The following is an 11,200-nucleotide window of genomic DNA, read 5'->3' as shown; positions in this document are numbered from 1 at the left end:
CCGCACCACCGGACAGCAGCAGCGCACCGCGACGGTCGCCGCGCTCACCTCGCCGAACGCCACCGACACCGGAGACGACGACTCGCCGCGACTCCAGGTCGCGGCCGACGACACCGAGATCCTGCGGCACCGCGACATCGCGGAACTCACCCCCGCCGAACGCGCCCACCTCGACGAGATGCTCACGCTGCTGAAACCCCGCCCACCGAGGCGACCCGCAGCACGACTGCGACCGTCACGACGCGGCACCGTCGACCCGAGGCGCACTCTGCGGGCCATGCTCGCCGCGGGCGGCGAAACAGTCCGGCCCGCCCGGCACCGCCGCACGACCCGTCCACGTCGAGTGGTTCTGCTCATCGATGTCTCCGGATCCATGAGCCCCTACGCCGACGCACTCCTGCGCTTCGCGCACGTCGTCACCCGCAGCAACCCGTCGGGCACCGAAGTGTTCTCCCTCGGCACACGCATGACCCGCCTCTCGCGCGCCCTTCGCGCCCGCGATCCGGAACGCGCACTGGCCGCGGCATCGAACACCGTCCCCGACTGGGCCGGCGGCACGCGTCTCGGCGACACGTTGCGTGCGTTCCTCGACCGCTGGGGCCGACGGGGTATCGCACGCGGTGCCGTCGTCGTCATCTTCTCCGACGGCTGGGAACGCGGCGACACCTCTTTGCTCGCCGAACAGATGGCTCAGCTGCGCCGACTCGCCCACGCCGTACTCTGGGTCAACCCCCATGCGGGCGCCGCCGGCTACGAACCCATCCAGTCCGGGATCTCGGCCGCACTCCCGCATCTCGACCGACTGCTCGCCGGGCACAGCCTTGCGACGTTGGAGGAACTGCTGAAGGAGGTCCACCGTGCGTGATGTTCTCGACGAACTCGAGCGCCGGTACCGTGCCGGAGAAACCGTCGCACTGGGCACCGTGGTCTCGACGTTCCGGTCCGCGCCACGCGAAGCCGGCGCCTCGATGCTCGTCGCCGGCGACGGCACCGTCACGGGCAGTGTGTCCGGCGGGTGCGTCGAGGGCGCAGTCTACGAACTGGGCCAGGAGGTCATCGGCGACGGCAACGCAGTCCTGCAGCGATACGGGGTCTCCGACGACGACGCATTCGCAGTCGGCCTGACCTGCGGCGGCATCATCGACGTCTTCGTCGAACGCATCGATCCCGCAGAGTTCACCGCACTCGGCGACGTCATCGACTCGGTCCACGCGGGCGAACCTGTCGCGGTCGCCACCGTCACCGAACATCCCGATCCCGCCGTGGTCGGGCGACGCATGGTGGTGTGGCCCGACCGGGCTGCAGGCGAGCTTCCCTCCACCCGTATGACCGACGCGATCACCGACGACGCGCGTGGTCTGCTCGACGTGGGCCGTTCCGGCACCCTGCACTACGGACCCGACGGTCAGCGACGCGGCGAAGGCATGTCGGTGTTCGTCAACGCATTCCAGCCACGACCCCGTCTCCTGGTGTTCGGCGCGATCGATTTCGCGGCTGCGATGGCCACACTCGGTTCGTTCCTCGGCTACCGGGTGACGGTGTGCGACGCGCGCGGCGTGTTCGCGACCCCCGCACGTTTTCCCGCGGCCGACGAGGTGGTCGTCGACTGGCCGCACCGCTATCTCGCCGCCGAACACGAAGCCGGCCGGGTCGACAAACGCACAGTGATCGCGGTGCTCACCCACGACCCCAAGTTCGATGTGCCGCTGCTCGAGGTGGCGTTGCGGATCGACGTCGCCTACGTAGGGGCGATGGGCTCGCGTCGCACGCACTACGACCGGCTCACCCGGCTGCGCGAGATCGGCATGACCGAGGACGAACTCGACGAGCTGAGTTCGCCGATCGGCCTCGATCTCGGTGCACGCACCCCCGAGGAGACCGCCGTGTCGATCGGTGCCGAGATCATCGCGCTGCGCTGGGGCGGACGCGGACAACGCCTGGCGGACCGGCAGGGACCGATCCACACGCACGAGGAACTCTCGCCGCACCCGTCCCACTGATGGCCGAAGGTGACCTTCATACAGTCGAAATGACCGAAGGTGACATTCGGCCGTAAGCCCTGCTCAGAAGTACTGGGCACCGCCGTCGATCGCCAGGCTCTGGGCGGTGACGAACGCGGATTCGTCGGAGGCCAGGAACGCGACCATGTTCGCGATCTCGTCGGCCTCCGCCATGTACTTGTTCAGGAACGGCATGGTCATGCCGCCCAGGCGCGGATTGGACTCCGCGGTCTGTGCGATGCGCTCGCGCATGCTTCCCGAACCCATCGGGGTGTTCACGGCACCGGGATGAATGCTGTTGACACGGATGTCGTGCTGCCCGAGTTCCGCCGCGAATGCGCGGGCCATGCCGACAAGCGCATGCTTGCTGGTGGTGTAGTGCACCATGAACGGCTGCAGCTTCACACCGGCGAGTGAGCTGGTGATGACGATCGACCCGCCACCGCGGGTGATGAGGTGCGGCGCGGTCGCGGTGATCGTGTTCCATACGCCGGTGACGTTGATGTCGAGAGTGTCGCGAAAGCTCGTGGGAGTGACCTCGTCCCAGGTCTCCGGGATGCAGATACCTGCATTGGCGACCACCACGTCGAGGCCGCCGAATTGCGCAACCCCTTCGTTGACCACCTTCGTCATGCCCTCCAGGTCGCGGACGTCGCACTGCGCCAAGTGCGCTTTCGCGCCTTCCGCCTCGACGAGCCGCTTCGTTTCCTCGAGGTCGCCCGGGGTCGCCGAATCGTAGGGGACGCCGGGCAGGGGGCCGGCGAGGTCGATTCCGACGATCTGCGCGCCTTCACGCGCGAGCCGCACGGCGTGCGCGCGGCCCTGGCCACGGGCTACTCCAGTGATGAACGCGATCTTGTTGTCCAGCCGGGCCATGCGCATTTCCTCTCGCCGTCGGAGGCTTCGGCCGACAGTGCCGATCCGGCCGAGAGATTTCCGTCAATCACCTCCTTTCTACGCGTGGGATGCAGGAAGCTGACAGTGACCCATATCACTGGGCATACATACGGGACTGTACGAAGCACTGGGAGGTCCGATGCGCATCGTTGTCACGGTCGACGGAGCGGTCTACACCGACGACGTCGAACCCCGACTCCTTCTCGTCCACTATCTGAGGGAACGACTCGGCAAGGTGGGCACCGTGGTGGGGTGCGACACCAGCAACTGCGGTGCATGCACCGTCCTGCTGGACGGCAAGAGCGTCAAATCCTGCTCGGTGCTCGCCGTGCAGGCCGACGACAGGGCTGTCACGACGGTCGAGGGGCTCGCGAAGGACGGCGCGTTGCACCCCGTCCAGGAAGCGTTCCGCGAGACGCATGCCTTGCAGTGCGGTTACTGCACTCCCGGCATGATCATGGCGACCGTCGATCTGTTGAACGAGAACCCCGACCCGGACGAAGAGCAGGTTCGCCACGGGCTCGAGGGAAATCTCTGTCGCTGCACGGGATATCAGAACATCGTCGCTGCCGCGCAGGACGCTGCCCGGCGCATGCAGGGAACCCGGGCGGAGGAAGCACGATGACCACCACCGAATCACGCACCTCCAGCTCGGACGGCCTCGAGATCGGGCAGTCGCGCCGCCGCAAGGAGGACGAACACCTCATCACCGGCCGGACCCGGTGGACCGACAACATCGTCCTCCCCGGCATGTTGCACGCTGCGATCCTGCGCAGCCCGTTCTCACACGCCCGCATCACCGGCATCGATGTGGAGGAAGCGAAGAAGATGCCGGGCATCATCGCCGTGTACACGGGCGCCGACCTCGCAGAGGAGCAGGGGAGCCTACCGTGCGCGTGGCCGATCACCGAAGATCAGTTGGCTCCGCCCGCGCCGTCGCTTGCCGTCGACACCGTCAACTTCGCCGGTGAAGCGGTCGCCGTCGTGGTTGCCCGCACCACGTACGAGGCACACGACGCACTCGACGTCATCGACGTCGAGTACGAGGACCTGCCGGTGGTGCTCGACCTCGCCGACGCGGCCGCCGACACCGAACTGGTCCATCCCGATCTCGGAACAAACCGCAGCGCCACCTGGACATTCGACTCGGCCGAAGCGGGTTCCGGAGGTAACGTCGAGGACGCGATCCGCGACGCGGAGGTGCTCGTCGAACGCACCTTCCGGCAGCAACGACTGATTCCCGCGTTCATGGAACCCCGCTCTGTGGTCGTCGACCCCACCGCCACGCAGATCACGATGTGGTCGGCCACCCAGGTACCGCACATTCTGCGACTGATGCTGGCGATGTCGCTCGGCATTCCCGAACACAAACTGCGGGTGATCGCGCCCGACGTCGGCGGAGGGTTCGGCGGCAAGCTGCAGGTGACCCCCGAAGAGGTTCTCACGCTGCTCATCGCGCGCCGACTTCACAAGCCCGTCAAGTACACCGAGTCCCGCAGCGAGTCGATGGTCGCCGCGCACCACGGCCGCGACCAGATCCAGAAGCTCACCCTCGCTGCCCGACGCGACGGCACCGTCACCGGATTCAAGGTCGAACTGCTCGCCGACATGGGCGCGTACCTGCGTCTCGTCACTTCTGGAGTGCCGATCCTCGGGGCGTTCATGTTCAGCGGCATCTACAAGTTCGACTCCTACCACTTCACCTGCACCAACGTGTTCACCAACAAGGTGCCCACCGACGCGTACCGCGGTGCCGGGCGCCCGGAGGCGACGTTCGCGATCGAGCGCATGATGGACGAACTCGCCGTCGAACTGTCGATGGATCCGCTCGAGATCCGCGAGAAGAACTGGATCAAGCACGAGGAGTTCCCGTTCGATTCGGTAGCGGGGCTGACCTACGATTCGGGCAACTACGAAGCGGCCACCGCGAAGGCCCGCGAGTTGTTCGACTACGACGGCCTGCGGCGCGAGCAGGCGCAACGTCGCGAATCGAACGATCCCGTGCAACTCGGCATCGGGGTGTCGACCTTCACCGAGATGTGCGGTCTCGCTCCGTCGCGGGTACTCGGATCGCTGTCGTACGGGGCCGGCGGGTGGGAACACGCCGCCGTCCGCATGCTGCCCACCGGCAAGGTCGAAGTGGTCACCGGATCGTCGTCGCACGGCCAGGGTCACGAGACCGCCTGGAGCCAGATCGTCGCCGATCAGCTCGGAATTCCGTTCGACGACATCGAGATCCTGCACGGCGACACCCAGTCGTCGCCCCGCGGACTCGATACGTACGGGTCGCGCTCACTTGCCGTCGGCGGCATCGCCGTGGTCAAGGCAGCCGAGAAGGTGGTCGCGAAGGCCCGCCCGATCGCGGCGCACCTGATGGAATGTGCCGAGGACGATCTCGAATTCGCCGAAGGCCGATTCAAGGTGAAGGGAACCGAGAAGGCCGTTGCGCTCACCGACATCGCACTTGCGGTGTTCGCTGCGCACGACCTGCCCGACGGAGTCGAACCGAATCTCGATTCCGAGGCCGCATACGACCCCGACAACTTCTCGTTCCCGCACGGCACCCACCTGTGCGCAATCGAAGTCGACACCGAGACCGGGCACGCACGAATCCGCAAGTACGTGTGCGTCGACGACATCGGGCACGTGGTGAACCCCCTGATCGTGGAAGGCCAGGTGCACGGCGGTCTAGCGCAGGGCATCGCCCAGGCCCTGTACGAGGAGGCCCTCCACGACGAGTCCGGAACGCTGCTCAGCGGCTCGTTCGCCGAATACCTGCTGCCGACGGCGGTGGACCTCCCGCACTTCACCACCGACCGCACCGACACACCTGCTCCGGGAAACCCGCTCGGGGTCAAGGGGGTCGGTGAGGCCGGCACGATCGCGTCGACACCCGCGGTGGTCAACTCGGTGCTCGATGCGCTCCGTCCGCTCGGAGTTCGCTCCATCGACATGCCGTGCACACCCATGCGGGTCTGGCACGCGATCCGTTCCGCTCAGGAGGGAAACCGATGATCCCCGCCGAATTCGAGTACGCCGCCCCGACCACTCTCGACGAGGCCGTCGCCGCGCTGAACGACGCCGGTGAGGACGCCAAGGTGCTGGCCGGAGGGCAGAGCCTGATGCCCGTGCTCCGGCTCCGTATGGCAGCACCGACCACCGTGGTGGACCTCGGACGAGTCCCTGACCTGCGCGGTATCCGTGAAGACGGCGACACGCTGGTGATCGGAGCGACCACCACGCACTACGAGGTGCTGAACGATCCGCTCGTCGCGCAACACGCGAGGTTGCTGACCGAAGCCACCGCCACCGTCGCCGACCCGCAGATCCGCCACCGCGGAACACTCGGCGGGGCCCTCGTCCACGCCGACCCCGCAGGCGATCTGTCCGCTCCGGCACTGGCGCTCGACGCGGAATTCGTCGTCGTCGGCCCGTCGGGTCGGCGCACCGTCTCGGCAGCGGACTTCTTCCAGGACTACTTCACGACTGCAGTCGAACCCGGCGAAATCCTCGCGGAGATCCGCATTCCCAAGCACACGGAGTGGGCGGCACGCTACGAGAAGTTCCATCGCGCAGCGCAACAGTGGTCGATCGTGGGTGTCGCAGCGACAATCGACATCGACAATGGCACGATCCGACAAGCGAAGGTCGCTCTGACGAACATGGCGGCGGTGCCCGTGCGGGCCCGCGCGGTCGAAGAAGCACTCGTCGGACAAGCGGCCACCGCCGGCACGATCGCGTCGGCCGCCTCACACGCGGCCGACGGGACCGACCCGATGACCGACGGCAATGCCGACGCCGAGTACCGGAGCCACCTGGCGACGGTCCTCACCCGGCGGGCCGTGACGACCGCTGCGGGGCTCTGAGTAGCCCCGCAGAAACGACGCAGGAGAGACCGATGCAACTCGAACACCAGCTGTCCGTACCGGCACCCGTCGACGAGGTGTGGGCCGCGCTGCTCGATCCGGAGAAGGTCGCCCCCTGTATGCCCGGGGCGACGCTCACCGGTGTGGACGGCGACACCTTCACCGGCACGGTGAAGGTCAAGCTGGGCCCGGTCGCGCTCACCTACAAGGGCACCGGCGTCTACGTCGAGAAGGACGAGTCGGCCAAGCGGGCAGTCATCGAAGCGAACGCGAAGGACGCGCGGGGCAACGGAACCGTCAGCGCGACCATCACCATCGTGCTCACCGGCGAGGGCGACCACACCAACGGCACCGTGACCACCGACATGACGATCACGGGCAAGCCGGCGCAGTTCGGCCGCGGCATGATCTCGGACGTCGGCGGCAAGATCCTCGAGCAGTTCGCGGCGTGCCTGTCCAAGAAACTCGGTCCGGCAGCGGTCGAGCCCGAGGAGGCCACTGCCGACAGCACAAGTGCTGCGACTCCGGCCGCCGCAGCGTCGGGGGCGTCCGCGAGCGCACCGAAAGCAACCGTGAGCGCACCGAAAGCACCGGTGGCACAGCCCGAGGCCGAGCCACTCGACCTCATGCAATACGCGCGCGGCTCCGCGGTGCAACGCATCGCGCCGGTCGTGGGGGTCGTCGCAATTGTCGCCTTGATCCTCGCGGTGATTCTCCGCAAGCGGTCGAACTGATCACCACACCGCACTGATCACCACGTCTCTTCGCGGTGACCGGGGAAGATCCTCAGGTCACCGCGGAGAGACGCGTGGCGTGAAGTCCGGCAGCCAGATCCGGGGTGGCGATCACCGACAGTTCGGTGCGGAGCCAGCGGTGGCCGGGGTCGTCGTCGAACTCCTCATGCCATACCGCCCACTCGCGCACGGCGGGAAGCGAGAAGTTCGGTTCGAGGATACGTAGTTGCGCCACACCTGCGATCCGCCGTGCCATGCGCTCCGGGATGATCGTCACGAGATCGGTCATCTCGAGCACATACGGCAGGACTGCAATGTTGGTGGTCGTCGCCGACGACCTCGTGGCGATCCCGGCTCGGGACAGGGTTCGGCCGAGACTCTTGTCGCCGCCGTACTGCAGATAGGACAGCAGGGGGTAGCCCGCGAGCACATCCGCGGTGAGTTCGATACCTGCATACGGATGTCCGCTCCACACCACCCCGACGTATCGGTCGTGGAGGACGACTCGGCGTCGGCACTGTTCGAATTCGGGTGTGGACAGAAGTTGCTCGGGTACCACGGCGAGGTCGACCTCATGTCGGTGAAAGGCCTCGATCCCGGCCATCGACAGCGGCTGCATGTCGAACCTGATGCCGTGCGATCGGTACCGATTCCGTCTCAGGAGGTTCCGCAGCAGCGTTACCTCCGAATAGTCCCCGGTGAGCAGCGTGAAGGCGCGCTCGGCCGTCGCGGGATCGAAGTCGGGGACCGTGAGGATCGACCGTTCCACGGTGGACAGCACACGTCGTAGCGGTTCGGTGAGGGCGAGTGCGCGCGGCGTCGGTCGCAGTGTTCGTCCGCTCTTGACCAGAAGGGGGTCGTCGAACTGTTTGCGCAGGCGCGCGAGTGCGGTGCTGGTGGCGGGTTGAGACATGTTCAGGCGGCGTGCAGCCTTCGTCACATTGCACTCGGTGAGGAGGACATCGAGAACGACGAGCAGATTCAGATCGACTCGTCGCAGTTCCACCGCATTTCTCCTCTTCAATGGGGATCACCGGACCTCCGGGATCCTATCCCAGTCGCCCGTTACATACTGAACGTCCGGTATCTGTTACGTCGAATACCTACTATCCGAATCGGACATGCAATTTGTATAAATGCATGACACAGCCCTAATCTGACCCAGATCTCACTGGTTGAGTGTTAGATTGCCGAACCTTTCCCCAGGGCAAATCCCGATTTCGGCCCGGCCGGTGTGAGACACGGACCAGAAAGGCCAGGCCCACCCCCATGAGCCTCTTCCGCAACTTGCGGCTGCCGACACCGGACAATTGGCGCCTGTGGCAGAAGGTCACGGCGGTTGTCGCTGTGCCCCTCATCGCCGCGTCGCTCTACGGCGGCCTGCGCGTGTACGACACCGTCCAAGAGGCGAGGCACTACTCCGAGCAAGCCGAGCGGGTGACGATCATCCCCTCGCTGGCGCAGTGGAGCATGGGCGTCGGCGGTGCAGCCCTGGCAACCATGATCCACCTGCCCACCGACAACGCCGCGGCGATCATCTCGGAGAGCGAGCCCACGCTCGACGCGTTCCTCGCCGACCCGGACCTCGACCCCCAGCTCATGGCCCAGGTGTCCCGCGCCATCCAAGAAGGCGAGGCCCTCTACCAGAGCGCCGCGCAGGGTGGGGCGTCGCGCGAGGCACTCCACGAACAGCTCCAGAGATTCGTCTCCCGGATCACCCTGGTGTTCCGGAGCATCGTCGACGCCAGCGGCGACTCGCAGGTGCTCGCCGATGCCGGTCTGCTCCTCGCCACCTGGGACACCCAGTGGGAGATCATCGACCAGATCGTCGCGTTCGGTGCGCTCATGGACGGGTCCGACGCAGCGAGCCTCATGTTCACCAATGCACAGGCAGCCGAGGCCGGCAAGCTCGCGCTGTTCCTCGAGAACGTGAGCGATCCCGAGACAGCGAGCACCCTCAACGGGCTGATGGACCAACGACGAGCCCTCATCGCGGGTATCGACGACGCGTCCACCGACGTGTCCGCACTGCGCAACTCCATCTTCGCGACCCTGACCATCTATCAGGAGGTCGTCGACGGGGCCGGCACCCGTATCGTCACGACGCTCGATGACCTCGCCTCCACGGCCAACCGGAACGCGTGGGGTACGGCCATCGGCGTGGCTGTCGTCCTCACGCTCGCGCTCGGCCTCGCCCTGCTCGTTGCGGCCTCCTTGATCCGACCTCTGCGGCGTCTCCGCAACGACACCCTCCGGGCCGCCGAAGTCGGCCTACCGGACGCGATCGCAGACATCAAGAACGGGGCCGACATCGAGACGGTCAGCCTCGAGCCGATCCGCGTCACCACCCGGGAGGAGATCGGTGAAGTCGCGCGCGCTGTCGACAACATGAGCGTCGGCGCACTCCGCCTCGCAGGTGAGCAGGCCGCGCTTCGACGTCAGGTCAACGAGATGCTCGAAACCCTGGCGCGACGGAACAAAACTCTCGTCGAGCAGCAGCTCACGCTCATCGACTCGCTCGAGCACGAAGAACGCGATCCCACGCGACTCCAGAACCTGTTCGCACTCGACCACCTCGCCGCACGTATGCGTCGCACCGGCGATTCGTTGCTCGTCCTTGCCGGTACCCGTCAGCGCATGGGACGCGTGCCCGACACACCGTTGGGCGACGTGCTTCGCGCCGCGGTCTCCCAGGTCGAGAACTACCAGCGTGTCGATTTCGGTAACGCACCGGAAGGCAGCCTGCTCGGCAGCTCCGTCACCGACATCGTGCACCTCGTCGCCGAGCTGCTCGACAACGCACTCCGCGCCTCCCCACCGGACAGCACCGTCGCATTCGCGTTCTCCCGCGCCGTCGACGGCGGGCTGCTGCTCGAGATCGCCGACCGCGGAATCGGTATCCCGGCCGAGGAACTGGCCGAAATCAACGAACGTCTCTCGAGCGACGACGAGGGCAACTGGGGTGCCGCCCGACGTATGGGTCTGTTCGTCGTCGCGCGCCTCGCTGCGCGCAACGGGATCACGGTGCGACTGCGCCCGACCTTCGATTCCACGACCAACGCCGGTATCACCGCGAGCGTCTACCTGCCCATCCGACTCCTCAAGGGAGTGGGTAACTCTGTCACCGACACGTACCAGATCGACCGTCCGCGTCGGCTGCAGCGATCGGCAACGGAGACCGAGCACGCCATCAACCCGTACCCGCTCACACAGGAGATTTCCGAACGACCTGCGGGACAGCTGCCACAGAGGAATTCGTTCTCCGACAACACAGCCCAGTACGACGCGAATCCGCAGTACGACTCGACTCCGCACCACGACCCCGAGCCCCAATACGGTTCGGACTCTCAGTACGGCAACGAGTCCCAGTCCCAGTACCTGCCGGAGCCCCAGTACGGTCAGAACCCGCAGCACGGCCGGCCGTACGAGGGCGAGCAGGGAAACGAAGGGGACGGTGACGAGTGGCAGCAGGATCCCGCACCTCGGCCACAGAACCCCGGCACGAGCCCGACCATCCAGCGCGGCCGCCTGCACGAGCGGTGGCCGAGCAGGCGCGAGGACTGAGCCGGTACCGGCCACGGACTGACCATCGACACGTACGGCTGACGACACTGTCGTCAGCCGTACGTGTCGATGCAGCACGCGACTGAGCGCAGCACCCACGTCGAGATCGTGATCTTCTCGCAATCATTGCCGAAAAACG

The 11,200-nt window shown here is 66.5% G+C and carries 9 protein-coding genes; 7 read left to right on the top strand and 2 right to left on the bottom strand.

Going from position 1 to position 11,200, the window contains the following annotated elements; all coding sequences use genetic code 11:
• Together EV641_RS28430 and EV641_RS28425 are read left to right on the top strand one after the other, a co-directional pair.
• Positions 1-865 (top strand): VWA domain-containing protein (locus EV641_RS28430; RefSeq protein ID WP_132476828.1); only part of this gene is annotated, 865 nt, incomplete at its 5' end.
• Positions 858-2,000: an XdhC family protein gene (locus EV641_RS28425; RefSeq protein WP_132476826.1), complete on the top strand. Its 1,143-nt coding sequence runs from the start codon at positions 858-860 to the stop codon at positions 1,998-2,000. The genes EV641_RS28430 and EV641_RS28425, both read left to right, overlap by 8 nt.
• 63 nt (positions 2,001-2,063) lie before the next feature.
• Here EV641_RS28425 and EV641_RS28420 read toward each other — a convergent pair whose 3' ends face one another.
• The gene (locus EV641_RS28420) at positions 2,064-2,876 is read right to left on the bottom strand and encodes a mycofactocin-coupled SDR family oxidoreductase (RefSeq protein WP_132476824.1); all 813 of its coding nucleotides are present in this window, start codon (positions 2,874-2,876) and stop codon (positions 2,064-2,066) included.
• A 160-nt stretch (positions 2,877-3,036) separates the two neighbouring features.
• Between EV641_RS28420 and EV641_RS28415 the strand changes: the two genes are divergently transcribed.
• The 4 genes from EV641_RS28415 to EV641_RS28400 are packed head-to-tail and all read left to right on the top strand — an operon-like array spanning position 3,037 to position 7,497.
• Positions 3,037-3,522, top strand: a complete 486-nt coding sequence (locus tag EV641_RS28415) for a (2Fe-2S)-binding protein (protein ID WP_054714751.1) — start codon at positions 3,037-3,039, stop codon at positions 3,520-3,522.
• A complete protein-coding gene (locus EV641_RS28410; RefSeq protein WP_132476822.1) occupies positions 3,519-5,912 on the top strand; it encodes a xanthine dehydrogenase family protein molybdopterin-binding subunit in 2,394 nt (797 codons plus the stop codon). The genes EV641_RS28415 and EV641_RS28410 overlap by 4 nt, the downstream gene beginning before the upstream one ends.
• A complete protein-coding gene (locus EV641_RS28405) occupies positions 5,909-6,763 on the top strand; it encodes a xanthine dehydrogenase family protein subunit M (protein WP_132476820.1) in 855 nt (284 codons plus the stop codon). Before EV641_RS28410 ends, EV641_RS28405 begins: the two co-directional genes overlap by 4 nt.
• 32 nt (positions 6,764-6,795) lie before the next feature.
• The gene (locus EV641_RS28400; RefSeq protein WP_054714748.1) at positions 6,796-7,497 is read left to right on the top strand and encodes an SRPBCC family protein; all 702 of its coding nucleotides are present in this window, start codon (positions 6,796-6,798) and stop codon (positions 7,495-7,497) included.
• A 52-nt stretch (positions 7,498-7,549) separates the two neighbouring features.
• On the opposite strand, the gene EV641_RS28395 is transcribed toward EV641_RS28400, so the two are convergent.
• The gene (locus tag EV641_RS28395) at positions 7,550-8,503 is read right to left on the bottom strand and encodes a LysR family transcriptional regulator (RefSeq protein WP_132476818.1); all 954 of its coding nucleotides are present in this window, start codon (positions 8,501-8,503) and stop codon (positions 7,550-7,552) included.
• 263 nt (positions 8,504-8,766) lie between these two features.
• Between EV641_RS28395 and EV641_RS28390 the strand changes: the two genes are divergently transcribed.
• Positions 8,767-11,061, top strand: a complete 2,295-nt coding sequence (locus tag EV641_RS28390; RefSeq protein ID WP_132476816.1) for an ATP-binding protein — start codon at positions 8,767-8,769, stop codon at positions 11,059-11,061.
• Positions 11,062-11,200: the final 139 nt, after the last annotated feature.

The organism is Rhodococcus sp. SMB37 (genome assembly GCF_004345605.1).
Taxonomy (GTDB): Bacteria; Actinomycetota; Actinomycetes; order Mycobacteriales; family Mycobacteriaceae; genus Rhodococcus.
The sequence above is the reverse complement of the archived record's forward strand: the minus strand, read 5'-3'. Positions and strand labels throughout refer to the sequence as shown.